A 26,485-nucleotide genomic window follows, 5' to 3' on the forward strand; every position below is an offset into this window, starting at 1 on the left:
CTAGCTTTCCACCGGCTTTGTGAGGTCATTCCATTTCACCAAAGAGACGCTGGGTTTCCTCCTTCGTGTAGAGAACCTCGGCATCTTTGGGAAGATCCCGTACATGTTCAAGATGCAGGAAAACCCTGCTGCTGTCCCCTTCGGGATAGGGGTAGCCAAAATGCTGCGCTATCTCCCGGGCCAGCCGGTCAAAGAGCCGCTGCATGGCCATGAGGCTGTCCCATACGGCCTCCCTACGAGCGGTGGGATAGGTGGCAAGATAGGCCGCAAAGAGCTCCGGCTCCAGGTATTGCTCAAAGTATTTGCCCGCCTTCCCGGCGCTAACCTCGAAGCCGTGGCGGATGCCGATGTGCCATTCAAGGGCGCGGGCCAGCATCTCCCGGACCGGAACGTTCAGCATCTCCAGTGCATAGGGAATCTCCACCCGCCAAAGGCCCTTGGCCACATAGGGACTGACCCAGAAGAATTCATTGCAGCTGTCGAGAAATTCCTTCTCCGTGGGAGGCTTGATCCAATAGTCCCGATCGGAGGGCTTCCCCACCTCAGGCAGGATTCCGTCCTTATCCAAAAGCACGATGGTTTGGGAGTCCCGTCCCACATATTCATCGGTTTTTTCTGGAGAAACCAGGGTGAGATCCAGACGGTTTCCATCGGTAAACTGCATGAGGTAGGCAAAAGCGCCCTTCCGCACCTCACCGGGATAGATTTGGGTGGTATCCGGCATCTGCATCACCAATCTGTTTCCGAATCGATCGATCCAATGGGGATCTTCGGTGAAGTCCGCAAGCCTTGTCACCCCGTAGACGATATCGTAATCCTGAAAAATATCCGCTTTAGCCCCCGGGTTGGCTCTCGAGCCGTTCATCACAACATAGCGGATTCGCTCATCCTCTCGGGCCGTGGATAGGATAAGTTCCATCATTTCCTTTTCGCTTCGCATGCGTCCTCCTAATCCGTACCGTTCAAAATATTATGGATCTGCTGCATCTTTTGATCGGTGGCAGCGATCACATCGGCACATTCCTTGAGATCCCGGCTCACCGAAGGCGGCACCTTGTCCACGCCTTTGTAGCGCAGCTGATGCTCCAGGCTCGCCCAAAAATCCATGGCGATGGTGCGGATCTGCACCTCCACCCGGGTGGGCTCACAGTGGTTGGAGAAAAACACCGGCACCTCCACAACCAGATGAAGGCTCCGATAGCCATTGGGCTTGGGATTCTGGATGTAATCCTTGCGCTGAATCAGCCGAATATCGTCCTGTCTTATCAGCATCTCCGCCAGGGTATAGATATCCTCCACAAAGGAGCATACCACCCGAATGCCCGCAATATCGTTAAGGTTTTCCCGGGCCGAAGATACGCTCACCTCAAAGCCCCGCCGGGCAAGTTTGTCCAGCAGACTTTTGGGCGATTTCACCCGGGCCTTCATGTACTCAATGGGATTCCTCTGCCACTGAATTTTAAATTCATCGTCCAATATCTCAAACTTTGTGCGGATCTCCCGAATTGCCGAATGATAGACCAGATACATCTCCTGGGCGGCTTCAAAGCTGCCCTGCAGATTCATAGCCAAGGCCAGGATCTCATCTCGGGAAAAGGGCATCTTGCTCAGCTCACGTTGTTCCATTTTTCACGCTCCATCATTATAATTTGGACCTAACAAGATTCCATAAGACCCACGCTTTTCCCTGCCTCAATTATAAAAAGGACGCCCTAAGGCGTCCTCATTCCGTCATATCAAAGAGTGTTTCAAAGGTTCTGTAAAAAATTTGGTCCCGTTCCACCTCGGTCAGCGGCAAAGCCATAAACCGGTTCAACTCCTCCACATGATCCCACATGGGAAAATCGGTGCCAAACATGAAGTGATCCGCTCCAAAATGGTGAATCATGTCCACCGCAGCGGCCTTGTCCAGCATGAACAAGCTGCTGGAGGTATCCAGAAAAATCCGCTCCGACTCAAGACACTGGAAGGCCTCCTCCCAACGGCGGTATCCGCCAAAATGAGCGGCGATGCACACGAGATCGGGCACCCTGTCCACCAGGTTTCTCAGCCTATGCGGCGCTGAATAATCGTAGCGGTCATCCCCCGTGTGAAATAGAATGGGCAGCCCCGCTTCGGCGATCCTTCTGTACATAGGCATCATGGCCTCGTCATCAATGTAAAACTTTTGAAAATCGGGATGAAACTTGACCCCCTTAAGCCCCAGCTCCAGAATGTGATCGATCTCCTCCTCATAGTTCTCCAGCGCCTGGTGCAGGGCCGCAAACCCCATAAATTCGGGATATTTTTCGCATTTTTCATGGATGAAATTGTTGATGGACCGCACCTGTTTGGGGGTGGTGGCCACCGAACAGACCAGATACTTCGACACGCCGATACGCCGGCCGCTCTCCACCAAGGCATGGGGATAGCCAATCTGCCGCATGCCGATATCATAAAAATCTCCCACTGACGCCGTAGCTTTTTCGGCAATCTTTCCCGGATAAATATGGGTGTGGGCGTCGTAAATCTTTCGTTGTTTGGTCATTCCAAATCCCTCCCGACGATAAGATTATACTCACAACAGCAAATCCCGTAAACTATTTTCTAAGGACGGATCAGTAGTTCAGCTCCTTGAGCAAACTGGACAGCACTTTAAGTCTTTCGCTCAAAAATTCGTCGTTTTGGGCGAGAGCGTCCCGAAATAGACGGATATCTTCATCGATGCGTTCATTGTCCGTGCAAACCTCCACCGTCATGGCGTCCCCCTGCAGGCCCACCCGGTCGATCCGAGGGTTTTCGGGGTCATACAGTTTCTCGTATCGATACGCCTCGCGAAAATACTGCAGCGTTCTGCACAAAAGAATGTTGAGATCCACGAGCCGGTGCAGGGGCAGTTCCTCCGACTGACGGGACCACTTCTCCCCGGTGTACCGCCATACCTTTGCAGAGATATCCACGTTTCCACGATCATTCCACTGAGCAAGGCCCAGAGAAAGCCCCTTCGCGTTCGAATGGTAGGCATCCCTGCCGTCCACGTTCTCATAATTTTCACATACAATCACAGGCTTATGCTTCAAGCTGGTGGGAATCTTCAATTTGTTTCACCTCAAATTACTTAATCACTAATTTAGTAAATCAGTAATTAGATTATAGCGCTCCCATTCCTATCTGTCAAACAAAAAAGGAGCCGATTCCGGCTCCTTTTCTTATACAGGGATTTTTGTCGTTCTCCTAAAATGCCTGCGGGTGATGGTAACCCGGACAAGATGCTCCTTGGGTTCCATGGTTTTTTTAACATGCTTGGGATGATTGCGGACTGTCATACGCTTACCTCCTCGCCTTTGATGGGTAAGATTATAACACTCACGCCTTTGTTTGGATCACAAGGTCCTGTTAGGGTATTTTGTATGGCGTTAAAATTCTATAATGCCCTCTTCCGTCTCGGGCAGCAGTGCGTTTCTCCTGGCGGCAATCTTGTCCGCCGCAACGAGCGCGGTCACCGCTCCCAGGATCACCACGCAGCCGATCACCTTGCTCACGCCAAACCCCTCCCCCAAGAACAGCCATCCGGCAAACACGCTGGAAATGGGTTCAAACATGGATAAAATGGAGGCCATGGACGCGCCCAGGGAACGAATGCCCAGCTGAAGCAAAATAAAGGCCACAATGGTGCAGGAAATACCCACGATACAGGTAAGCAGCAGGGCCTTCGGCGGAATATCAAAGATGATGGCGCCGGTGGGGATATCGTAGAAGAGCATGATCACGGCCACGACCAAGGCGATATAAAAAGCCAGTTTGAAAGGATTCATATCCTTGATCCCCATTCGCTCGATACCCACCAGATAACCGGCATAGGTGACCCCGGAAAGCAGTGCGATGACAATGCCCAGCACCTTCATATCGCCGCTCTGCTCGAAGAAAAAGACAATTCCCAGCGTTGCGCCGGCAAGCGCAATGGTTTTAACCTTACCCAGCTTTTCCCGAAAGAAGATGCGGCAGATGAGCACCACAAATACGGGATAGAGAAAATGCAGTATCGTGGCCGTACCCACGCCCACATAATTGTAGGATGAGGAAAGCGTAATACCCGTTGCGGCCCCCAGAAAGCTGACCAGCAAAATGGCCAGGGCTTCCTTCCGGTTCAGGCGAAGCGAGATCCTTCGCGCCCAAAGCAGCACCAGCAGCACCGGAACCGCGGACAGGTTGCGGTAGAATGTCAAAGTAGCGGCATTGCTGCCCATCGCAAAGGTCAAGCTTGAAAGGACGGGTGTAACCCCAAAGATCACCGCCGATGCAATCGTGCAGAGGATCCCTTTCGTTTTTATAGAAACCTCCCCCTCCCCAAAAAGATACCCGCCGTCCGGCGGGCACAGTCCCTATTGTATCGACTTTTTATGATTTTAACAAGATCTTTACAGCTCAAAATCACAATTTTTCAGAAAACCCATAAACTTCTCCAGAGGTACTGCCGGGCTGTACAGATACCCTTGATAAAGATCGCATCCCAATCGTTCAAGGGTGCAGCGTTGTTCCGGGGTTTCCACGAATTCAGCAACCACCTTGAACTTGAGGGATTCGGCAAGATACAAAATGGATGAAATGATATCCTGGCTTCGGGTATTGTCCGCAAGGCTCCGCACCAAGGAACCATCCAGCTTAACCACATCGAAGCGGTTGTCCTGAAGATACATCATGGAACTGTGGCCCATGCCAAAATCGTCCATAATGATCTGGATACCCAGATCATGGAGCGTGGTAAGCCGCTCCGTCATTTCCGGCGTGCTGGTAAGGGCGGTCTGTTCCGTCAGTTCCAGACCCATGTATTCCATGGGAACGGAGTATTTTCTTTGAAGGCGTTCAATCCGCTCCACAATGTCCGGCCGGTCCAGCTGCCTTGCGGTGAGATTGAAGGAGATCATGACCGGATGCCGGGACGTGATCTTGGCCGTATCCCGGAAGGTGTATTCCATCACCTGATCCTCAAGAGTGCTCAGGAATCCTCCTTCCTCTGCTAAGCGAATGATGAGCGGCGGTGCGATCCACCCGCCCACGGGATGCTCCCAGCGCAGCAGGGCTTCGCCGCCCACCATCCTTCCGGATGTATCCACCTGGGGCTGATAGTATAGCGTCACGCCCTTCGTCCTGACCAGATGCTCCAGATCGGCAGCCAAACTTTTGGCCATGGACCCAATTCTGCCCGGCCGTTCAAACAAAGCGACGCGTTCGCCGCGGCTCTCCTCCTCCAAGACAAGATTGGTCAGCGCTTCCACGTCCCTTTTAGCCTGGCGCAGTGCCCGCCGCTGGGAAAGCTTCACGAAGGGTGTGTAGATCAGAACCCCGATAGCAAGATTGAACAGCTGCAGCAGGCTTCCGGCTATGGACCCCGTTGCCGCATAGCCGCTGAGAAATAGGGGTGTCGTCCATCTCACCCCATGAGCCGCTACAGGCACCCAGCCTAAAACTGTCGCCAGATAGCTCACCGCGGTGAGCACCAGCGGCGTCAAAATAAAGGGTACCACATAGATGGGATTGAGGACGACCGGCAGACCAAAGACCATCAGTTCATTGATGTTGAAAAGAACGGGAACGGCGGCAAGGCGAGTCAGCCTCAGCACATTTTTTCGTCTTTCATGGATGAGAATGGCGATCACCAGAGCGAGCAGCGTACCACACCCGCCAAAGAGGACGAAGGTATCCAGAAAGGTTTTGGTCATGATTTCAGTGGGGACCTGACCTGCAAGAACCTGCTGGACATTGATGTCCATGCCCGTTTCAAATACGCCCTTCGCAACGCCGTCCAGCACGTTGCCCCCGTGCACGCCAAAAAACCACATGAAGTGAAGTGAGAAGACAAAGACCAGTCCGCTGATCAGCCCCCGGCCCATGCCATTGAAGAGTGCGGCCAGCCAATCGGAAAAGAGGGTCTGGAAATTGGGTACGCCGAACAGATTCACCATGGCCACATTGAGCAGTGCAAAAAGCAAAATCACAGCGCCCGCCGGAAAAATGGCGGCAATGATACCGTTGAGTTCGGTGCCGTCGGTATAGGTCCGCCAGCGCTGACCCATCCATCCGCAAAGCTTGATAAAAAGCACCGAGGCCAGAACAGCCACCAGAATGGCGTTAAAAAGCCAAGTGCTTTGAAAGATTTCAAAGGTGAACATCCTATCCTGCTGAATGGCAAAAGCAATGTAGGCCGCCAACGCAACAAAGGGCGTGATGCCCCCCAGGACACCATCGCCCTGCTCCCGGCCGTAGCTGTAGCTGATGGTCAAGAGCATAATCAGCGATATGATCCCCAGGGTCGCATTCTGCACCAGGCTGAGTACGCTTACCACCGTCCCATTGGCCAAACCGCTTAGAAACTCCTGATAGCCCTCAATGGGAAGGCTCTGCAGCACCAATGCAACGCATCCCGTTACGATAGCGGGAAGTGCAAGCACCATGCCGTTTCGAACAGCGGTCAGTATGCGGTTGTTTTCTATGGCCGCGATCAGCCAGTCGCCTCTGGACGAGTGACTCACGAATCCACCACCTTATGCACATGATCCCGCGCTGCCCTGATCTCCTTTTTCAGCGATTCGGAAAGCGCCGCCGGCTCGGCCTCCGGCCAGCCCAGGTAATAGCCCTGCAAATAGTCCACCCCTAGGCTGATGACCATATCCATTTCCGCCTTGGTTTCTACACCCTCGGCGATCGTGCGGATTTTCTGAGGCTTCAGATAGGAAACCAAATTTTTCAACAGACGCTGCCGGTTTTCGTCCTTATCAATGTTGCGCACGATGGACATGTCGATCTTCACATAGTCGGGCGTCAGTGAAAGAAGAATGCCGTCGCCGTTGTAACCCGTGCCAAAATCGTCTATGGCAAGTTGGCTTCCCCATTGCTTGCAATAGTGCTGCTTGAGCACCATGGAGCGCTCATCCAGTTTCTCCTCCTCCGTGAGTTCCACCACAATCCTCCCCAGGAAGGGCGCATACATGGTTTCAAAGAGCTTCATGTCCCGCTCGGACAGCACCTGATTTGGAATGGAATTGATGAAAACCTTGGCCCCGCGTTCCTCCGCCTTCAGCCGTGCAAAGGCTTCCAGGGCTTTGAACCAGGTGAGCTGCTCGATCTGATAAAGCTTGGACTGAGATTTCGCCAGGGTCAGTATCTCAAGGGGTGTGCTCAACGTATCGATCTTGGACCGCATCAGTGCCTCGTAGGCGAATACGCTGGCCGTAGCCACCTCCACAATGGGCTGGAAGTGATACTCCACCAGCTCGCCATCGATGAGCCGGTTCAGATCCTCCTTGCCGTGAAGCAGATAAGCGTCCTTCTCATAGCTTGCCCGGTCAAATTCCTTGAATTCTCCCTTGGTGGTGTTCTTCACCATGTACATGGCAAAGTCAGCATAACGGATCAGTGTCTCGTAGTCCTCCGCATCGTCGGGGTACCAGGCCACGCCCGCCGAAACACGGATCTTGACAGAGTCGTTGTCGGGCAGCGGAAGAACCGTACTCAGCATCTCCCTTTGGATATCGGCAATGATCCGGCGCACCGCAGCTTTATCCTCGTAACCGTAGATAAATACATAGAATTCATCCCCGGACATGCGGGAAAGCACCACATTGTAGGGTGCAAACTTTTTCAAAGCATTCGCTGAATACTGAATATACACATCGCCGTAGTCATGACCATAGGTATCGTTGATATACTTCAAATTATCCAAATCCAGCATGATCAGCGCCGACACCTTGAGCGCCGCCGGGGATGCAAATTTACGCTTCAGCTCCGCATGGAATGCCCGGCGGTTCAGCAAATTGGTCAGCAGATCATAATCCCGCTCGTATTCAATTTTGCGCTTTTCAAGCGTCTCCTGGGTGATATCCACCGCGACGCCCATGACCTTCTCCTCATCCTCCACCGACTCAAGACGCACCCAGCGCGGATGCCGCTGCTCGTCTTCGATTCGGAAGATGACGGCGTGTTCCGTGCGGCTTTCGACCCATTTTTCAAGGCTGAGCATGGCCTGCTTGAACTGTTCCGTATCCGCATACCCTCCCTCACTCAGGGGTTCAAGCCCAAGAATTTCAAAGAGGCGGCCGGTGCAGAAGGTCTGCCCCGTGGCTTTTCGGTACTCGAAAGCACCCAGCTGAATGTTGGACATATCCACAATCTGGGACAGCTTGGAGGCCGCATCTGCAACATTGCTGCTCAAATCTTCAATGGCCTTGGCCAGTTCGTCAATCTCCACAATGTTGATTTTTCCCAGCCGGAGGGGCAGCCGCGCATCGCTGCTTTTTAGATCCCGCACCAGCCCCGTGATGGGCCGCGTGACCACTCTGCTGACCACGATCACCGTCACCACACCCAGGGTGAGCGAAATGCCCATGGAGATAAGGATCAACGTCTTGACGTGGTTGACAATGCTGAGCAGGTCGTTTTTGCCAATGATGCCGATGAGCGCCCAGCGATCATTCTCAAAGGGCGTGTGCGTATTATAGAGCTGCAAATACTGGACGCTGCCCACCGCTGCTTCGTTATAGCGCTCGCTCCTGGTGATCTCATAGTTGCTCTCGTATACTTCCTTACCCTCAAGGGCGATCCCGTTTGCATCACCGAAGAGCTGCTTGTAGATGGGTCCGCTTTCGATCACATTGTCAAAGCTGCGTTCCTCCCCCTCCGCCACCGCCAGCAGATAAGCGCCCTGTTTGTCCGTTGCGATCTCATCGTAGGGAAGAAGCTTTCGCAAATAATCCGTGGTGAGCTCCACACCCAGAACGCCGTAAGGCTTGCCGTCAATCACCAGCGGGACGGAGTAGGTGATCACTTCAAGATCCTTTTCGCTCAGATGAAAGGGTCTGCTCCAATAGCCCAGATCCTGCCATCCAATCTCCAAATGCTCCTTGGCGGCTTCATAGGGCTTAAAGAAAAAATCGCTCTGCTCCGTAAGCTTGAACCTGGGGGTCCACCACGTATCCATGGGAATGCCCATGCTCTTGGTCACATTGGAGGGAGCGCGCTCAATCAAAATATCCGAATTGTTCACCGAATTGGACTCCGGGTCGGTGTCCCGCAGATAGATTCCCGAATAGGAGTCGTTTTCATTCAGATCATCAAAGACAATGAAGGCGCCGGTAACGGAATTCTTGCGAAGAAGATAGAGCACATCATCCGAAAGCCTCTCCAAAAGATCGGATGGCACACTGTCGTCACCATTGAGATGGGCAAGATCCATATTTTTCTCGGTCAGGTAGCTCTCAACCTCGTTATTCACCGCGCTCACCGAATCGCCCAGATTGGACCAGCGCTGCACCATCTCATTCTGAAGATAATTTTTCCGATTGATCACCCTTTGATTGAGAATATCAAAGGCGTTGTGGGTCATGGTGTTCAAGGTACCGCTCCATAAAATGGTACCAAAAAACAACCCCGTCTGAATCAGCATCACGAGAATCATGGGGACCATCAGTTTTTTCATGATGGAGTTGTTTTCTGATCGTCTCATAGCGCTACCTCAAAAGGAGAACTTACTCGATGGCCGCATTCAAATCGTTCTTAAAGGACGTCAGCCATGCGTTGAAGTGGTCATCGGTATCAAAACGGGCCACCGCATCCTTTCGGCTCACACCGCTCTGCATAAGGCTTACGATCTCGGCCCGGTCGGCGTTGGCCTGATCCATCATGGAGTTCTCAAGGACATTTCGGGCGGCGGTTCCGCCTTCAAAAGCTTTGTTGGTATAAAACGTATGGGTTTTGGTCATTTCAATGGCCACCGGGAAGGTTGCCTCAAGATTCTTTGTGGTCGACGATTCCTCGGACTGCTTCAGGGCCGGCTCAATCATCGCCATATCATTGGCTTCCGTTTTGACGGGCAGGTAACCCGAACCCACGGAGAAATCAATGTTTCGCTGGGCTTCCGTGAACCACTTCAAAAAGACCGTCGCCGCATATTCCTTTTTCTCATCGGACTTGGTAACCACCATGCCCGCGCCCTGCTGCACGGCGTAGAGTTCCCCGCCTTCAAAATGGGGCGGCGCCATCACCCAGGGCTCGATATCATAGCTTTCACTGTCATCCACCGTCACCTTGTCGGGAAAATAGGCTGCCCCCGAGGTGGAGCCCACCAGGGCGATCAGATCTCCCGTCTTGGCATCATCGGAACGAAAGCGGCCATAGGCGCCAAAATAGCCGTTGATATAGGGCACATAAAAGTTGTCCCAGAGCTTGCGCATGATATCATCATCGACGTTCAGCTTCACCTTGCCCTGGTTCACCTCAAAGATTTCCGTGCCCAGCTGCCGGCAGCCGATAATAAAATAATTCGCCATGGCATCCCGGCCAAAGAATGCTTTGCCGTCATTGGGCTCCTCGGTAAGGCCGTCGGTCCATTCGTAATAGGCCTCCGCCGTGCGCACCAGGCCTTCCATGGTCTCAAGATCCTCCAGTTTAGCGCCGGTTGCCTCAGCGAACCGGTCCCAGTCGGTCTTGTTGAGCATGAATACCTCCGAGGACTTTGCGGTGGGAAAAATCTTGAGATGCCCTTCCGCATCAAAACGGCCCTCCTCAATATATGCAGGAACATACTGCGCCAGCTCTTCCTCGGTCAGATAGCTGTCCAGTTCGGCCACAAGGCCCAGCTGATCCACCTGATAGGCCGTATCCGCATAGGCGGCGAACACATCGGGAATATCGCCGGAACCCACCTTTTGATTGGCGGCATCGATGACCTTCTCAATCAGTTCGTTCACGTTGTTGCCCTGACTGAAGGCCTCCACGACAATGCCCTCATCCAGGCCCACCGTATCGTTGAACTCCGTCACCAGCTCATCGAAAGCGGTTTTCTGGGGCCCATTGTAATAATGCCATATTTCAATGGATACCGGATTTTTCGCATCCAGTATCTTCTTCTCCCCGCATCCCGAAAGCATGGCGGTTAACATGCATAAGACCGCCAGAAAACAAACTGCTTTTTTTATTCTCATATCCATACCTCCCACTAAAGGAACATTATATCAGCAAACCCTATGGACGGATAGCACAATACGCTAAAATGATACGTTTTTCTGCAGATTTAAGGAAATCAAAGAAAGGTTAGCTGCTTTTCCGTGAGTTCGTTCATCTTTTTCTTAAAGGTGCCATATAGCTTCCCGAGAGATGGTAGGCATCCCGCACGGCATGAACCATTTTGTAAAGTTCATCCTTGTAGGCCTTGCCCGCTCCGCCCGTGGCATAAAGCTTTTGGTATTTGGGAAGCAGCTCCGGGAATTCGTGAGCGATAAAATCCATGAACACATTGCGCGTTTGCCCCCGCAGGTACAAAGTCCCCGGCAAAACATAGTCCACCTCGGCATCCCGTCCCCCGGCAAAAAGCCCTTCCATGTTGTTTCGATTGTCCGTAAGATAGGGTAAAATGGGCATCACATGCAGACCCGTACAGGCGTTGGTATCCCTCATGGCCTTCAGCATGGCGAAACGGCGTTTTGAGCTTACGGCTCCCGGCTCCAGCTTGGCTTGAAGCTGCTCATCCACCGTGGTGATGGTGGCCGCAATATTTACCATCGCAACATGGGACAGCTCATCGATGAGTTCCAGGTCCCGCAAAATAAGATCCGATTTGGTGGATATGATCACCGGTGTGCGATAGCGAATGAAAAGTTTGAGCACCTCCGGCATGATCTTGCGCTCCCGCTCCCAGGGCTGATAGCTATCCGTCACCCCGCCGATGCTGACGATCTCCCGCTTCCAATTCGGCGAGGCCAGCTCTTTTTCCAGCTTCTCCAGAATGTTGGTTTTCGCAAAGATATCTCCAAAAAAATCCCCGGAGTCCAGATAGCGGTGGGAGTAGATGGCAAAGCAGTATCTGCAACGGTGTTCACAGCCCCGATACAGATTTAGGTCCCATGCAAAGGGAATTTTTCGCTTCAGTTTATGCAAAGCGCTCTCGCAGGTAATCTCATGATAGTTCATATTCAATGCCTCAGCTGATTCAATTCTTCTTCGGGCATGGGGCGTCCAAAGAGAAAGCCCTGGATAAAATCCAGATTCATGGGCCTAACAATGTCGTATTCCTCCTGGGTTTCCACGCCCTCCAGACACACCTTGATGCCCACGTCGTGGCACAATTCAACAATGAACCGAATAAAGGTGGCATCAAAGGTGCTGGAGCGGATATCCCGGATGAATGCCCGGTCGATCTTCACCACATCGGCAGGACAGTTTTTTAGAATCTCCAGGGAGGAATATCCCGTCCCAAAATCATCCATGGCAATACGGATCCCCAACCCCCGTATCTTTTGAAACACGTGGGCCAATGCGTCAATGCTGGATACAATATTGCTTTCGGTAAGCTCCACAATGATATTATTTGCATCCACACCATACTTTTTGAGCGTCTCATCCATGAAATCCACAAAATCCTGCTCGATCAGCTGCAGATAGGACAAATTGATGCTCATGGTAAAGTCCGCGGACTTGTGTACGCACTGGGCGTAAGCCCTTATCGCACGGTCAAATACCCAGCGGCCCACTGGATGGATGAGCCCGCTCTCCTCGAGAAGCGGAATAAATTCACCCGGCGCGATGGAGCCATATTCATCACACCGCCAGCGGCACAGGGCCTCCGCGCCCTTCAGTTTTTGTGTATCCGCGTAGATCTGAGGCTGGTAGTTAAGTTCAAATCCCTGGAAATGGTTCTCCACGCTCGTTCGAAGAAGCTCCGTGATCTCCAAAGCCCGCTCCTTGTGCTGCAAAATGTTTTTTGCAAAAAAGGCCAAACGATTCTTGCCTTTAAGCTTGGCATATTCCAGCGAATAATCGGCGTGCTTGATGAGCTCAAGATAGTTCTGGCCGTCCTCGGGATAGAAGACGCAGCCGGCGGACAGCGTACAGAAATACTTCCTGCCGCCGTATTCCTGCTGATGGTTGAAGGTTTGGTAGATGTTCTCGTAGATTGCCCGCATATCCTCCGGCGAAGCGCCGCTAAAGAGCACGGCAAACTCATCGCCGTCCCTACGATAGACGGCGGCGCTCTCCGGCAGCAGGGACTGAATCTTTTGGGAGGTGATGCGGATAACCTCATCGCCAAAGAACCGGTCATACAGATCGTTCACCCGTTTGAATTCATCCATCCCCAGAACCATGATCCCCAGCCTTTGGCGGGGCCGGTCCTCAAGAAAGGCCTTGATTTGATCCTCGAATTCAAACTTGTTGAACAGTCCTGTCAGGTGATCAATCTTGTTCTTTTTGCCGAGGTTGGTGATCATGCCGGCAAAGAGCACCGGCTCACCCTTCTCATCCCGCTCCAGATGGCCCCGGCACCGCATCCACACCCATTCTCCCTTGCGGTTCTTGGCCCGATATTCCACGCTGTGATAGTCTGCACGGCCGTCGGCGATCTCCTGGTTGGCTTCCAGGAATGCCTGTTTATCCTGTTCATGTACCCGGGCTCCCCATACCGCGGCGGCATTTTCGATCACCTCTCCCGGAAGATCGAATTCCTCCACCATGGCCCTCGGATACCGGAATACCCCCGTTTTCATGTTGCAGACATAGATGTAGTCGTCGGTGCTCTGCACCAGCGCATCGTAGAGCCGGTCCGTATCGTATTGAAAACTTTTGATATCATACGCAGCTCTCTCGTCCATTCGAATGCGCTTTTGTTCCGCACGCTCGATATGAAAGGCCCGTTTCTGCTCGTACATGCGCTCATCCACACGGCCTAAAATTTCGCTCTCGTCCAGGGTATCCTCCGGTTTGACCTCCAATATGCCATAGCAAAAACCAATGGTATAGGGCTTTCCCAGGGCCTCGCCTTTCTCTGCCATTCTTTTTTTGATATCGGCAACGACCTGCGCCGCTTCCGTCTCATCCCTATTTTTCATGACGATGATGAATTCATCGCCGCTCAGCCGGAAGGCGTAATCATCCTTTTTCAGACACTCCCGCACGCTGTCGGCGATGATCTGGATCAGAATATCTCCCTCCGCGTGGCCGTAGGCATCATTGATTTCCTTGAGCAGATTGATATCATACATGCAAACGCTGACGGGAACCTTCTCACGTACGCCTTCAAGGAGGGTGCGCTGGAGCGCCAGTTTTCCAGCCCGGCGGTTCAGCAGCTGGGTCAGTTCATCCACACTGGCAGCTCTTGAGAGAAGCTTTGAATCGGTCACATCCACCGACTGCTGGTAATGCACCAGAGAGCCGTCAAACCATTGAATAAGGTCATCGTGATTCTCATAGATTCTCCCCGTGACCGAGTTATGTTCCTCCCAGATCTGTACCCCGCCGTCCGGATTGTTCAGCATCTTTCTCACAGGGCAGAAGTGACACCGTCCGGTCATGCCCTTTTGCAGAACCTTCCAGCAGATTTCGCCTTCCGGATTGTCCAGTCCAAAGGCATCCTTCATCGTGCGGTTCATAAAAAGAATTTGGTCCGTCTTGGGGTCGGTCACATAGATATTGACCCGCATGCTGTCCATAATGGCATTGATTGCCCAGTTTTGCTGCAAAAGATTATCATGGGAGTTCTTATTGGCAAAGGATATGCTGATAATGGTGACAAGGAGCTTCAGCGCCCCCTTTTCCTGATCCGTCCAGGGACCGCTTTCCTTGCCAAAATAAGCGAAGCCCAAAATCTCATGATCATGTGCAATGGGAAAAAGGGTGGGATCATAGTCGAGGCGCCTTCCGCCCATGGAGCTTTCCACCATGGTTTTCAAAGTGTCATCCTCAATCCGTCCCTCTTTGCTGTAAACCGCCATCAGTTCGGCAAGCCGCTTCGAGAGAAAATCCACGTAAAACGCTTCACATTCCTGTGATGCCGCGCCCCAAAAAGCCGATTCCTTCACCTCGGCCCTTTCATTGCAGCGCACCAGAGCAAGACGGCAGACCGGCACGGAACCCTGAATATAGCCTGCCAGCTGTTGGGCCGCATCCATCAAAGTGCCGGAACCATTCAGGAATGGTTCCAGCACCTTTAGATCGTTATAGAGTTTGAACAGATAGTGTTCCATATCTTTTCTCCCCGATCCTGCCCTCTAAATGGCAGCTTTTTGCCCCATGTACAATTCCATGGTATCGTGTACTGTCATGACGCCGCCGCCGGCCTCAATGGCCGCCATGATCTCCCTTTCAAAGGCCAAGCGAACCGTTTCCTCCATGGCATTGTGATCGGAATAGGTTCGCAGCAGACGCACATATGCCTCCGGCCCAAACCGCCGCTCGCCGAAGTACTGTTTTGCCGTAACGGAGTGAAACCCGTAATTTTTTAAATATTCCTCCGCCGCGGCATATTTGCCAGCGCTCTGCGCCGAAGGTCTGCTGTTCGGGCGGTACTTGGCATACACCTTCTGGACGCCCCGATGAACGGGATCATCCTCCCGGGAGGCATGGGGACAATTCCAGAAAAAAGCCGCCCAGCCGCCGGGTTTCAGCAGCTCCAGCACCTTGGGATAGCCAATCTCGGGCGAAATCCAGTGGAAGGCCGTGGCAGCATAGACAAGATCGAAGGATGACGGCGGGCAGACATAGGCCTCAAAGGTCGTCTGCACCACCGAAAAATCAGCATCCTTATATTTCACAGCCACATACCTGGCCAAATGCTCTCCCATCTCCACGGCCGTGACCCGGCAGCCCTGCTTCAAAAAAGGCTGGGTTGCCTGGCCCGTGCCCACGCCAATCTCAAGCGCCGTCGTACCGGAGCCTGCGCCGGCAAGGGTCATTACGTCGGCGAAGAGCTCCGGACAGTAGCGCGGTCTCAGCTCATCGTAGTTTTGGGGATCCTTATCAAAGGCGGAAGCCTTGCTCACTTATACGTCTCCGCCAGCTTTTGGAAAGCGGGCATGGAGCGTTCAATCTGCTCCGTCTTTACGCAGTAGGCAATGCGAACATAGCCCGGACACCCGAAGTCATCGCCAGGCACGAGCAATAGGTCAAACTTTTTGGCCCTCTCGCAGAAGGCATTGGCGTCCTCCTCCATGGCCTTCACGAAAAGATAGAAGGCTCCGTCCGGCTTCACGCAGGTGTACCCGAATTCCGTAAGTCCATTGTAGAGCAGATCCCGATTCTTTTTATACACCGAAATATCCGACGTTTTTCCCTCGCATCGGGCCACCATCTGCTGAAAAAGACTGGGCGCACAAACATAACCCAGAGCGCGGCCCGCGCCGCAGATTGCGGCATAGGTCTTTTCAAAATCCACAATTTCGCCGGGCACGAGCACATAACCGATCCTCTCGCCCGGCAGGGACAAGGATTTGCTGTAGGAATAGCACACCAGCGTATTCTTATAATACTTTGTCAGGAAGGGTACCTTTCCGCCATCGTAGACGATTTCCCGGTAGGGCTCGTCGGTCACAAGATAGATGGGATGACCCAAGGCTTCAGATTTTTCCGTCAGAATGCGGCACAGCCGCACGATGGTCTCCTCCGAATAGATGGCGCCGGAGGGGTTGTTGGGCGAGTTAATGATCACGGCCTTGGTATGCTCACCGATCATGGCCTCAAACTTCTCAAAATCGATCTGGAAGTCCTCATAATTGGGCGGTACCACCTTCAGCGTTCCGCCCGCAGCCTCCACGAATACGCGGTATTCCGTAAAGAAGGGTGCAAAGGCGATAAATTCATCCCCCGGCACAGCCAACGCCTTGAAACAAACGCTGAGGGATGCCGCTGCGCCCACCGTCATGTAGAGGTTGCCCGCGTCAAAATTCGTACCGAACCGGCTGTTCAGGGATTCGGCAATCTGCTGACGAACCTTGGCATCTCCCTGAGCAGAGGTATAGCCGTGAACCAGCACCGGGTCCCCATTCTGCAGCAGATCCAGCAGCGTTTCCTTGACGCACTCCGGCGGCGGCACACTGGGATTGCCCAAACTGAAATCAAATACGTTTTCCGCACCCACTTCTGCGGCACGCTTCTTGCCAAATTCAAAGATCTCCCGGATCACCGAGCGTTTACTGCCCAGTTCCACCATCTTTTGCGAAATCATATCATCCCTACCCTTCAAATGTTCTCTATAACCCAATAAAATTCTACACGATTTTTATGAATCCTGCCAGCTTCTCTAGGTCTCAGGCTCCACCGTAGCATCCAGCCAGAATACGTCCGGCTTTGCGATGAGCCGGGCATTGTTGTAAGCCATATCGAGGGTCAAAATTGTGGCGCCCCGATAGTAAGGGACCCGGCCAGACCGGTCGAGGGAGAGGGCCAGCGCACACTGGGGCCGGTCCGCCTCCTCCAGCTCGCCCAAATAGATGGGCAGAAGGAACTGGATCTCCCCCGTCTCCCGCCAGAATTGGGGCACTGCCAATTTGTAGTTGCGCTCCGCCAGCAGTTTCGCACGCTGGATGGCGCTGTCAAAATCCCGGGCAATCCGCGCCAGCAGTATGTTCTTTACCTCCGGATTATCCTTGCACCGCTGGTACTCCTCGTCATACTTGGGCAGACGCTTGCGCTCCACGCCATCCTCAAAGATATGCAGATCATTTAGCTTGATGGCATATCTGGCATCGAACATGATCTCCCGATAATCCGTAAAATAGCGAGCGATAGGGGGGAGTTTGTAGATCTCGCCGTCGTAGATATTGGCAATCTCTCTGTCGCTCTCCGAATAGCAGCAGGGATTTTTGATCATTCTGTAGGTCCGTTTGCCCATCCCCTCGATGGATAGTTCAATATCGCATCGTTCACCTACAATGATGATCTGACGGAACAGACGGCTTAAAAGCCCCGAATTGAAATAGATCTTGCCGTCCACCTCGTCCACATGCCTGGGTCCGCTACCATCACTTCGGGCGTCTTCATCTTCCAGGCGGTAAAGCGTGTGCGTGATATAGGAACGAAGGATGCCATAGGGCGGGCTGCCCGCAGGCGAAGCCGTCCAAACTTCGTCCATGGCCAGCTCCGCCAGCTGCTGCAAAAAAGCGTTCGCAGTTCCGGCGCCTTCAAAGATCATAGATCCAAGATGATAGCAGTTCATATCGAGGATCTTTTCCAGTAGCTCGTTCTCACCCTTGGCCATCAGTCCAAACCAGGGCTGGGCGCCCGTAACAAGATTGGCCTCCATGGTCAGCCAGATGGGTTCCCCCGTCAAGGTCGTCTCGCCCAGGGGATAGTAAGAGATAGCTCCCTTGGCTGTTCCCTGATAAACACCAAGACGGCCCGTCCGCTGAGCTTCGTCAAAGGCGCTTTGGAGGGCCGCTTCCCACGCTTCCTCCGTAAGGTTCTTTCCCGTCATGGAGTTCAGCACCCGTTCCAGCGAACTGAAATCCCGAAGGAAGGTATAGCTGCGCAAACTGCCCCCGGCGGCGCGCCAGCCTTTCAAGATGCTTTCCCGCGTCCCGATGGCTACACCCTGCCAATTACTATCCTTCTCCAGTCCATTCAATCTTCGAGTGGTGAATCCCCCGTAAATCTTTTCCCCGCCGGTGGTCACATACCCCGTATCCACCAGCATATAGGCGATGTTCTTTCCGTGGGGGTCGACGGGTTCCAAGCGCTCATCCCAGCAAAGGCATCGATTATAACGGTCCTGCCATTCGGCGTCCACATACTCGTCCAGCAGCCTATAATCGATATTGGTGCCGCAAAGCCGCCGCATCTCGGCCGCATAGCCTTTGTTCTCCACATAGCCGATGGAAAAGAATCCACTTTTCATCCCTGATCCTCCTGTCCTTTGAACTCCCCCACCCGGACTCTTGTATCTTCATCGATCATCCTGCGCAATTCTTTAAGAACCGGTCCCTTAAAATATTGGATCCCATATTCAAGGTTGAAGGCATAATCGAAATCCTCAGGATTGCGCCCCTGATTGTGCTGCAAAATGGTCTCCGCTTTGTCCAGTGCCTTCACAAGTTTTGCCTCCCCGGTGGCATTGTCGTTGTACTGCTGCCACAGCTCGCGGATCTCCCTCTTAAGTGGCTCCGGCAAGGGCCGCACGATTCGTTCCAACGCCCGTCTTTCCGCCTCATGCTTGCTTTTCTCGTCCGTACGAAGGGCCGCCGAGATATCCCCAACATCCAGCTCCGCAAGGTCGTGAATCAAACACATCACGAGCACTTTATGACCATCAAGCGCTGGAAACTCATGGAGAAAAAGCCCAGCCATCAAAGCCAGGCGCCAGGAATGCTCCGCCGTGCTTTCCTGCCGCCCGGAGGCGGTCCATGCCGTGCGCAGCGTGGACTTCAGGCCCTCTACCTCCTGAATGAACCGCACATAGCTTTCCAAAACATCCATATCCTTCGTCTCCACCTCCTACGCGCATAAAATTATTATAGCATAGGCGGTCCCTTTTCGGCGAGTAACAAAAACAGCCCCCCGCCATTTTTTGACGGGGGGCTTCACGGCTTTGCTATCCGTTCACCACGTTGACAGGGCTGCCGGAAAGAAAGGCTTTGACGTTTTCCACGGCAATATCCATCAGCCTTTGACGGCTTTCCTTGGGTGCCCAGGAGATATGGGGCGTAATGATACAGTTTTTCGCCTTGAGCAGGGGGTTGTCACCCCGAATGGGCTCGGTGGAGACCACATCGAGCCCAGCTCCGGCTACTTTGCCCGAATTGAGCGCTTCAGCCAGGTCCTCCTCCACAATGAGCGGGCCCCGGGAGTTGTTTATAATGAATACGCCGTCCTTCATCCTGGCGATGGATTCCCGGTTGATAAGACCCTCCGTTTCCTTGAACAATGGACAGTGCAGCGCAATGACATCCGACGTGCGGAGCAGCTCGTCCAGCTCGGCATAGCGGCAGGTTTCCGATACCAGCTTTGGATGCTGGCAGGTATCGTAAGCCAGCACCTTCATGCCAAGCGCCTGTGCGATGCGCCCCGTAGCCTGCCCGATGCGGCCATAGCCAATGATGCCCATTGTCTTTTCTGCAAGCTCGATGAGCGGATAATCCCAAAAGCACCAATCGGGGCAGGCCTCCCAGCGTCCCTCGCGTACAGCAGCGGAATGATGCCCCACATGATGGCACAGCTCAAGGAGCAGCGCGATCGCAAACTGCCCCACGGCATTCGTGCCATAGGTGGGAATATTGGTGACCACGATGCCCTTCTCCCTCGCCGCCGCCACATCCACGATGTTGTAGCCAGTAGCCAAAACGCCGATATAGCGAATGTTAGGACAGGCATCCATGGCCGCCCGAGAAACCGGCGTCTTGTTGGTGATGACCAGCTCCGCACCGCCGATGCGCTCCGCCACCACCTCATCCGTATGGGGCGTTCTGTCATAAACCGTCAGCTCTCCCAGAGTCGCCATGGCGTCCCAGGAAAGATCGCCGGGATTTTCCGTATATCCGTCCAGGATCACAATTTTCACAGTACCATTCCTTTCGCTTTCAAGTCAGCTGAAATTCCGGATCTCAATGCCTTCATCAGCAAAGGCCTCACGGATTCTTTGCACAAAAGCCAGTGCCTTGGGGCCGTCCCCATGCACACAGAGCGTATCTCCCGCGATATCCAGTTCCTTTCCGTTTATGGAGGTTACCCTGCCCTCCTTGATCATGCGGATGCACCGCTCAATGGCGATATTTTCATCGGTGATCATGGAGCCCTCCATCTTGCGGGGCACCAGGGAAAGATCGTCCATATAGGCCCGGTCCGCGAAGATCTCCGATTTTGCCGTAAGGCCCATCTTCTTCGCCTCATCGCCCAGCACAGCACCTGCGCAGTAGAAGATGATGAGCTTCGGGTCGATTTCACAGACCGCCTCGCAAATGGCCCGGGAAACTTCCCGATCCTCCTGGCACAGATTGCCAAGAGCGCCGTGCGGCGCCACGTGCTGGAGGCGCATGCCCTCGGCGGTGGCAAAGGCAGAAAGAGCACCGATCTGATATTTCATGTAATTTTTTACCTCTTCAAAGGTGAGCACCATCTTCCTGCGGCCAAACCCGAGAAGATCGGGATATCCCGGATGGGCGCCTACGGCAGCTCCATGGGCTTTTGCCGCTTTTACCGTCCGTGCCATCACCATGGGATCCCCCGCATGGAATCCGCAGGCCACATTGGCGGAGGTCACATACTTGATGATCTCCTCGTCGCCGCCAAGCCTGTAGGCGCCAAAACTCTCTCCCATATCGCTGTTCAAATCCACCTGATACATCCTCAGCCCTCCATTTCTTCCACCTGGACATGGTACATATTCTCCCCAATCGTCAGCCTGAACTGGCGACGTGCCGGTGCGGCCAGCGCCATTCGCTGCTGCAAGATATTCATCTCCTGATGATAGGCAGCGTATAAATCCTGTGCCTCTTCCACTGATACGGCCTTGAAGCGAACCACGTCGCCGGATTTGCACTGCCCAATGATGGGCAGATCCACCGTGATAACCGTTGCTATTTTGGTGTAGCCGCCCACCGTTTGATGCTCGGCCAGCATAATGATGGGCTCTCCCGCCGTGGGAACCTGTACGGACCCGGTCACAAGGCCGTCGGAGATGATGTTCCCGTCGGATCGGTGTTCGATCACCGGACCTTCCAGACGATATCCCCTCCGGTCAAAATCCTGTCCCACCCGGTAGGCTTCATTTAAAAAGGTCTCCATGCCTTTTTTCGTAAAGCGGTCCTCCTGGGGGCCCAGAATGACGCGGAGCACGCGCTCCATACCAGAAAAGGAATCGCCCTCGGTCTGCCGGACCGCCATCCCCGGAAGTGCTGGGATCCTTTGGTTCAGGGAGATCTCATCACCATTTCTCAGTTTTCGGCCCGCGTAGCCGCCGAATTCTCCGCTTAAAAGGGTGCTTTTGCTTCCCATGAGCTCGGGAATCTTCATGCCGCCCGCTACGGCCAGATAGGTTCTGCACCCCTCCTTAACCAGGCCAAATTCCAGCCTGTCGCCGGAATTGACAGAAACAGCGGCATACATGCTCATCGGAGCGCCATTGAGCTGCGGCTGCATATCAGCGCCGGTTACGGCGATCACGGCGGCGTCCGTAAAGCGGATGGTGGGACCCATCAGCGTCATCTCCAGGCATCCTTCGCCCCGGTCGTTGCCTACCAGAAGATTGGCAATGTTCATGGACCGCATATCCATTGGGCCGGAGGGCGTCATACCATACTGTTCGTATCCAAAACGGCCGCCGTCCTGAACCGTGGTCAGAATGCCGCCGTTCTCAAACTTCATCCCCATGGCTACAACTCTTTCTCATAGGTTTTACATGTGTATTCGCCCAGTTCCACCTGGCGCTTGATCTGCATGTATTCATCCCGTTCAATGGGGATATGACGGATCCACTGGCCCGCCCGAAGCAAAAAAGGGTCCCTCTTGCGGTAGTCGCAGGGCAGGATCGGCGTGGCCCCGATGATGTTCCAGCCGCAGGGCTGACTGAAAGGTATGATGTCGCTGAGCGCCAGCTGGACCACAATCTTCCCACCGGGAATCCGAACCCGGGGCGCTTCCCTGCGTTTGAAGGAGAAGGGATTTTCAAACCTGGCCGTGTAGGGATGGCCCGGGGAAAACCCCAGCATGTAGACGTAGTAGTCGCTTTGGCTGTGAATCCTGATGATCTCCTCGATGGACTTATTCTCCAGCTTTGCAATTTCTTCGATATCATCGGCGAACTCCTCGTCGTAGATAACCGGGATCTCCGTGACCATGGCCTTGGGCAGGCTCACGCTGGCAAGCTGGTCCAGCCGCTCCTCAACCAAAGCGATTACCCGCTGGCTACGAACAACCAGCGGGTCATATTGAATAAGAAGAGCTCTGTAGGTCGGTATCAGTTCCATCATGCCCGGAAAAGGAGCCTGCTCCAGAGCATATTTTAAGGATCGGACCTTGCCATTGACCTTCAGGCTGATCTCGTTTTCAAATTCCACCAAAACCGCTTTGTCTCCGGCACAGCGGATTGTCACTTCTTGCATGCTCATAAATCCATCATAACCGTTGTTAACGATTAGTCAACATACTCCACGCCGATCTTCTCAAGCGTCTGGTCGATCCAGTCCCGGTTGAGGCCTTTGCCGCTTGCGATATCCGCAAACTGGACGGTCTCGCTGGCCGTAACCTTTTTGGCGCTCTCCGCCAGCGCCTCGGCCTCCTCCGGCTTGATCACAAGCACGCTATCCCCATCGCCCACCAGGATATCCCCAGGGCAGATCACCTGGCCCGCACAGGACACGGGAAAACCAATCTCTCCAGGGCCGTTCTTGTAGGGACCGTTGGGCGTCACGCCCTTAGCGTAAACCGGAAACTCTTCAATAGCCGCAATCTCGTCATGGTCGCGGATGCATCCATCAACGATAAAACCGGCAAGACCCTTCATCATGGCATAGCGGGTCATGATCTCGCCGCACAGGGAACGGCTCATGCTGCCGCCGGTAGCAATGACCAAAACGTCGCCGGGCTTTGCCATATCCAGCGCTTTATGGAACATCAGATTGTCGCCCGCAGGGGCCTTCACCGTGAAAGCGGTGCCCAGAAGGGGCGCTTTATTCATGGGACGAATCGAGGCGTCCAGCGCCGCGAGCCTGCCCATGCAGTCGTCAATATTGGCTACCGGGACACCGCGGAACGCCTCCACCAGCTCCCTGTCCGGCCGTTCAAAATTCTTCTTGATTCTACATCCTGTTGGCATAACCATTCCTCACTTTCCGAAAGCCTCACGGCTCCCATACCTGGTTTCAGAATAGCACAGAAGATAACCATTGAAAAACGAATAATTTCTCTGTATAATATAAATATTATCTATGATTAGTCCTATATGAAACGAGGAAAACGCCATGAATCTTGCCGATATCGAAACCTTTCTCAGCATCGTGAACACCAAGAGCATCACCAAGACCGCCGACCTGCTTTTTTTGTCCCAGCCTACGGTAAGCCACCGGCTGAGTTCACTGGAAAAGGATCTGGGTTTTTCGCTGGTGATTCGGCAAAAAGGACACAAGCAGGTGGAGCTTACTCCCAAAGGCCAGGAGTTCATCTCCATCGCGGAGCGCTGGATTTCCCTTTGGAAGGAAACCCAGATCCTGCAATATAATGAGGATCGGATGCTGCTGACCATCGGCTGCACGGACAGTCTCAACAACACGGTGATGGCTCCCTTTTACCGCCTCATTCTCAAGGGTGAATATCCGCTGGACCTTAAGATCGAGACCCATCAATCGGCGGAGCTGTACAGCATCCTGAGCGAGCATGATATTGATATCGGTTTTGTTTACCACCATCTCAACTACAAGAACATCATCTCCGAGAAGCTCTTTCAGGAAAAGCTGTATCTTGTCCAATCGGATCAGCCGGCCGTCCCGCAGCCTCTCGTTCATACCAACGAACTGGATCCCACCATGGAGCTTTTTCTGGCGTGGGACGACCACTATCAGATCTGGCATGACCGCTGGCTTACCGCTTCCTTCCGGCCCCATATCGCCGCAGACACCATCACTCTTTTGGATCGCCTTTGGGAGGACCCCCGCCACTGGATGATCGCGCCAATCTCCGTCATCGAGGAACTGGCCCGCTTCCGGCCCATCTATGTAAGCGAGCTCAAGAATCCGCCCCCGGACCGCATCTGCTATAAGATCAAGCACAAATTTCCCAATGTGACCCATGAGCGAACCGTATCCTATTTCGAACAGCTGCTCGATGACTATCTCGCCGCCCATTGGCAGCCCATCAAAGTAGGCGAGGTTTGGGGTGGATCCCAGTAAAACAAGAAATACCCCAAAAGTGTATCGAGCTTTTGGGGTATTTCTCTTATTGTAAGGGGGAAAGGTAACCGCTGTTGATCTATTTCAAAGCTTCGATGGCGGCCTTGATGCGCTCACAGGCTTCCACAAGGTCCTCATATTTGCTGGCGTAGGAGATTCGAAGATAACCTTCGCCCTGCTCGCCGAATGCGGAACCGGGCACCAAGGCCACCTTGGCCGTATCCAGCAGATATTCCGCAATCTCCATCGAAGTTTTGCCCAGGGCCTTGACGTTTACAAAGATGTAGAACGCACCCCTCGGCACCTTGCAGCTGATGCCGTCAATCTTGTTCAGGGCATCGACCACATAATCTCTTCTCCTTTGATATTCCTTGAGCATAGCCTGAACGTCCGCCTCGCAGTCCTTGAGTGCGGTGATGGCCGCTTCCTGCACGAAGGAGGACGCGCAGGTAACGGTGTACTGCTGAATGCGGACGCAGGCTTGGATGATCTCACGAGGCGCCGCCATGTAGCCAAGACGCCATCCCGTCATGGAATAGGCCTTGGAAAAACCGCCCAAGGTAATTGTGCGTTCCTTCATACCGGGCAGTGAAGCTATGCTGGTGTATTTCTCACCGTCATAGACCAGTTTTTCATAAATTTCATCGGAAACCACCAGAAGATTGTGGCGAATTGCAATATCGGCCAGCTTCTCCAGCGTTTCCTTGCCAAGAACGCTGCCTGTAGGATTGTGGGGAGAGATAATAACGATCATCTTGGTTCGCTCGTTAATTTTGCTCTCCAGCTCCGCCATATCGATCTGATAGTCGTTCTCCTCAAGAAGCGTGTAGGGCACCGGCTTGCCGCCAAGAGCGCTGGGCACATGAATATAATTGAGCCACACCGGATCGGGAACCAATACCTCATCACCTTCGTCCAGGAAGGCTGCAAAGGATGCAAAGGTACCGGCGCCCACGCCAACGGTCACCAGGATTTCCGACGGATCGTAGCTGATGCCGTTTTCAGTGGCCAATTTTTCCGCAATGGCCTTGCGCAGTTCGGGGGTACCGTAGTTGGAAGTGTAAAACACATTGCCCTTCGCCAGGCTGTCGTAGGCGGCCTGCTTGATCTTCTCGGGCGTATCGAAATCGGGACGCCCCAGTTCCATATGGATAACTTTTTCGCCATTCTGCTGCATCTTGGTTGCTTTCTCCATCACAGCACGAATGCCGGAAAAGGGAAGATGCTCCATTCTTTCCGCTGTTTCGTAGTTCACCTTTCTGCCTCCTCGTTCCCTTTCTTTGCTGTACTTAATGTAGCATCGGTGAATTAGAAAGTCAATTTCATAATTTTAATGTGTAATATAAAATATATCTATATTTAACAGGGCAAAAAACCGGGGCGGTCATGCCCCGGCAGGTTATGCTTCTAACGATGCAAAAGTTTCAGCAGATCCTTTACGGATACATCCATCCTTGCTGACACCTCTTCCATCGTCATACCCGTATCCAAAAAACGCTGGACAACCATTTCCATATCCTCCCCCACTTCAATCAAGTGACCATCCAAATCGTAGAATCGAATGACCCTCTGACCCCAGCCGTGTTCTATCACATCGCCCAAAAAGACGATGCCCGGATACTTCTTCAGCTTTTTTAAAAAACCATCGAAATCTTTTTCCTCAAAGCAGAGCTCCATATTGTTGGCATAGTTCAATATCCTATCCTTCGGCAACTTTATCAGCCAATCGAAGTCCTGCTGTAGGGATAGGCCGCAGGTAAAGGAAATGTTGATGCCATAGTTTTGATCGAGTTCGAGGCCAAACAAATCCTCATAAAATTTCCGTGCGGCGTTGATATCCGCCACAGATAATACCACGCTGGTATAGTTCATTC

Annotated in this window: 22 protein-coding genes; 1 reads left to right on the forward strand and 21 read right to left on the reverse strand. The window is 53.2% G+C overall.

Features of this window, described 5'->3' with window-relative positions:
- Positions 1-25 precede the first annotated feature (25 nt).
- From H8696_RS05720 to H8696_RS05810, 19 genes are all read right to left on the reverse strand, one after another.
- On the reverse strand, positions 26-940 hold the full coding sequence (locus tag H8696_RS05720; protein WP_249315859.1) for an aminoglycoside 6-adenylyltransferase: 915 nt from the start codon (positions 938-940) through the stop codon (positions 26-28).
- A gap of 8 nt (positions 941-948) precedes the next feature.
- On the reverse strand, positions 949-1,566 hold the full coding sequence (locus tag H8696_RS05725; RefSeq protein ID WP_249315991.1) for a GTP pyrophosphokinase: 618 nt from the start codon (positions 1,564-1,566) through the stop codon (positions 949-951).
- Positions 1,567-1,723: 157 nt separating this feature from the next.
- Positions 1,724-2,527 carry an amidohydrolase family protein gene (locus H8696_RS05730; RefSeq protein ID WP_249315867.1) on the reverse strand — a complete coding sequence of 268 codons (804 nt, stop codon included), beginning with the start codon at positions 2,525-2,527 and terminating at the stop codon, positions 1,724-1,726.
- 70 nt (positions 2,528-2,597) lie between these two features.
- Positions 2,598-3,077 (reverse strand): DUF6530 family protein, encoded by a 480-nt coding sequence (locus tag H8696_RS05735; RefSeq protein WP_249315869.1) that lies wholly within the window; start codon positions 3,075-3,077, stop codon positions 2,598-2,600.
- 318 nt (positions 3,078-3,395) lie between these two features.
- The gene (locus H8696_RS05740; protein WP_283244921.1) at positions 3,396-4,358 is read right to left on the reverse strand and encodes a DMT family transporter; all 963 of its coding nucleotides are present in this window, start codon (positions 4,356-4,358) and stop codon (positions 3,396-3,398) included.
- Between the two features lie 39 nt (positions 4,359-4,397).
- Positions 4,398-6,509: a PTS sugar transporter subunit IIC/EAL domain-containing protein gene (locus H8696_RS05745; protein WP_249315879.1), complete on the reverse strand. Its 2,112-nt coding sequence runs from the start codon at positions 6,507-6,509 to the stop codon at positions 4,398-4,400.
- Entirely contained in the window at positions 6,506-9,478 is a 2,973-nt protein-coding gene (locus tag H8696_RS05750) for an EAL domain-containing protein (RefSeq protein WP_249315881.1), read from the reverse strand. Before H8696_RS05750 ends, H8696_RS05745 begins: the two co-directional genes overlap by 4 nt.
- A 22-nt stretch (positions 9,479-9,500) precedes the next feature.
- Positions 9,501-10,955: an extracellular solute-binding protein gene (locus H8696_RS05755; protein WP_249315883.1), complete on the reverse strand. Its 1,455-nt coding sequence runs from the start codon at positions 10,953-10,955 to the stop codon at positions 9,501-9,503.
- Between the two features lie 133 nt (positions 10,956-11,088).
- The gene (locus tag H8696_RS05760; protein WP_249315888.1) at positions 11,089-11,940 is read right to left on the reverse strand and encodes an SPL family radical SAM protein; all 852 of its coding nucleotides are present in this window, start codon (positions 11,938-11,940) and stop codon (positions 11,089-11,091) included.
- A 2-nt stretch (positions 11,941-11,942) separates the two neighbouring features.
- Complete coding sequence (locus H8696_RS05765; protein ID WP_330605360.1) at positions 11,943-14,987, reverse strand: bifunctional diguanylate cyclase/phosphodiesterase; 3,045 nt, start codon at positions 14,985-14,987, stop codon at positions 11,943-11,945.
- A 24-nt stretch (positions 14,988-15,011) separates the two neighbouring features.
- Positions 15,012-15,782: a class I SAM-dependent methyltransferase gene (locus H8696_RS05770; RefSeq protein WP_249315890.1), complete on the reverse strand. Its 771-nt coding sequence runs from the start codon at positions 15,780-15,782 to the stop codon at positions 15,012-15,014.
- Entirely contained in the window at positions 15,779-16,963 is a 1,185-nt protein-coding gene (locus H8696_RS05775; protein ID WP_249315897.1) for a pyridoxal phosphate-dependent aminotransferase, read from the reverse strand. Before H8696_RS05775 ends, H8696_RS05770 begins: the two co-directional genes overlap by 4 nt.
- Before the next feature lie 75 nt (positions 16,964-17,038).
- On the reverse strand, positions 17,039-18,631 hold the full coding sequence (locus tag H8696_RS05780) for a DUF3825 domain-containing protein (protein WP_249315898.1): 1,593 nt from the start codon (positions 18,629-18,631) through the stop codon (positions 17,039-17,041).
- The gene (locus tag H8696_RS05785) at positions 18,628-19,209 is read right to left on the reverse strand and encodes an HD domain-containing protein (protein WP_249315900.1); all 582 of its coding nucleotides are present in this window, start codon (positions 19,207-19,209) and stop codon (positions 18,628-18,630) included. Before H8696_RS05785 ends, H8696_RS05780 begins: the two co-directional genes overlap by 4 nt.
- A 115-nt stretch (positions 19,210-19,324) precedes the next feature.
- Positions 19,325-20,290 (reverse strand): D-2-hydroxyacid dehydrogenase, encoded by a 966-nt coding sequence (locus H8696_RS05790; protein ID WP_249315902.1) that lies wholly within the window; start codon positions 20,288-20,290, stop codon positions 19,325-19,327.
- A 24-nt stretch (positions 20,291-20,314) separates the two neighbouring features.
- On the reverse strand, positions 20,315-21,073 hold the full coding sequence (locus tag H8696_RS05795; RefSeq protein ID WP_249315904.1) for a LamB/YcsF family protein: 759 nt from the start codon (positions 21,071-21,073) through the stop codon (positions 20,315-20,317).
- 2 nt (positions 21,074-21,075) lie between these two features.
- On the reverse strand, positions 21,076-22,098 hold the full coding sequence (locus tag H8696_RS05800) for a 5-oxoprolinase subunit C family protein (protein WP_249315905.1): 1,023 nt from the start codon (positions 22,096-22,098) through the stop codon (positions 21,076-21,078).
- A 2-nt stretch (positions 22,099-22,100) separates the two neighbouring features.
- Positions 22,101-22,829 (reverse strand): 5-oxoprolinase subunit B family protein, encoded by a 729-nt coding sequence (locus H8696_RS05805; RefSeq protein WP_249315906.1) that lies wholly within the window; start codon positions 22,827-22,829, stop codon positions 22,101-22,103.
- A 32-nt stretch (positions 22,830-22,861) separates the two neighbouring features.
- Positions 22,862-23,542, reverse strand: coding sequence for an RraA family protein (locus H8696_RS05810; RefSeq protein WP_249315907.1), 681 nt, complete (start codon positions 23,540-23,542; stop codon positions 22,862-22,864).
- Positions 23,543-23,687: 145 nt separating this feature from the next.
- On the opposite strand from H8696_RS05810, the gene H8696_RS05815 reads away from it, so the two are divergent.
- Entirely contained in the window at positions 23,688-24,611 is a 924-nt protein-coding gene (locus tag H8696_RS05815) for a LysR family transcriptional regulator (protein ID WP_249315908.1), read from the forward strand.
- 79 nt (positions 24,612-24,690) lie between these two features.
- Here H8696_RS05815 and H8696_RS05820 read toward each other — a convergent pair whose 3' ends face one another.
- Positions 24,691-25,842 (reverse strand): pyridoxal phosphate-dependent aminotransferase, encoded by a 1,152-nt coding sequence (locus H8696_RS05820; RefSeq protein ID WP_283244925.1) that lies wholly within the window; start codon positions 25,840-25,842, stop codon positions 24,691-24,693.
- 176 nt (positions 25,843-26,018) lie between these two features.
- Complete coding sequence (locus tag H8696_RS05825) at positions 26,019-26,483, reverse strand: VOC family protein (protein WP_249315910.1); 465 nt, start codon at positions 26,481-26,483, stop codon at positions 26,019-26,021.
- Positions 26,484-26,485 lie beyond the last annotated feature (2 nt).

The sequence above is a fragment of the Gehongia tenuis genome (assembly GCF_014384795.1).
Lineage (GTDB): Bacteria > Bacillota > Clostridia > Christensenellales > NSJ-53 > Gehongia > Gehongia tenuis.

Coding starts and splice junctions, on each gene's coding strand:
- H8696_RS05720 (WP_249315859.1), bottom strand. CDS start 940: ATGCGAAGCGAAAAGGAAATGATGGAACTTATCCTATCCACGGCCCGA.
- H8696_RS05725 (WP_249315991.1), bottom strand. CDS start 1,566: ATGAATCTGCAGGGCAGCTTTGAAGCCGCCCAGGAGATGTATCTGGTC.
- H8696_RS05730 (WP_249315867.1), bottom strand. CDS start 2,527: ATGACCAAACAACGAAAGATTTACGACGCCCACACCCATATTTATCCG.
- H8696_RS05750 (WP_249315881.1), bottom strand. CDS start 9,478: ATGAGACGATCAGAAAACAACTCCATCATGAAAAAACTGATGGTCCCC.
- H8696_RS05755 (WP_249315883.1), bottom strand. CDS start 10,955: ATGAGAATAAAAAAAGCAGTTTGTTTTCTGGCGGTCTTATGCATGTTA.
- H8696_RS05760 (WP_249315888.1), bottom strand. CDS start 11,940: ATGAACTATCATGAGATTACCTGCGAGAGCGCTTTGCATAAACTGAAG.
- H8696_RS05765 (WP_330605360.1), bottom strand. CDS start 14,987: ATGGAACACTATCTGTTCAAACTCTATAACGATCTAAAGGTGCTGGAA.
- H8696_RS05775 (WP_249315897.1), bottom strand. CDS start 16,963: ATGATTTCGCAAAAGATGGTGGAACTGGGCAGTAAACGCTCGGTGATC.
- H8696_RS05780 (WP_249315898.1), bottom strand. CDS start 18,631: ATGAAAAGTGGATTCTTTTCCATCGGCTATGTGGAGAACAAAGGCTAT.
- H8696_RS05785 (WP_249315900.1), bottom strand. CDS start 19,209: ATGGATGTTTTGGAAAGCTATGTGCGGTTCATTCAGGAGGTAGAGGGC.
- H8696_RS05795 (WP_249315904.1), bottom strand. CDS start 21,073: ATGTATCAGGTGGATTTGAACAGCGATATGGGAGAGAGTTTTGGCGCC.
- H8696_RS05800 (WP_249315905.1), bottom strand. CDS start 22,098: ATGGGGATGAAGTTTGAGAACGGCGGCATTCTGACCACGGTTCAGGAC.
- H8696_RS05805 (WP_249315906.1), bottom strand. CDS start 22,829: ATGCAAGAAGTGACAATCCGCTGTGCCGGAGACAAAGCGGTTTTGGTG.
- H8696_RS05810 (WP_249315907.1), bottom strand. CDS start 23,542: ATGCCAACAGGATGTAGAATCAAGAAGAATTTTGAACGGCCGGACAGG.
- H8696_RS05815 (WP_249315908.1), top strand. CDS start 23,688: ATGAATCTTGCCGATATCGAAACCTTTCTCAGCATCGTGAACACCAAG.
- H8696_RS05820 (WP_283244925.1), bottom strand. CDS start 25,842: ATGGAGCATCTTCCCTTTTCCGGCATTCGTGCTGTGATGGAGAAAGCA.
- H8696_RS05825 (WP_249315910.1), bottom strand. CDS start 26,483: ATGAACTATACCAGCGTGGTATTATCTGTGGCGGATATCAACGCCGCA.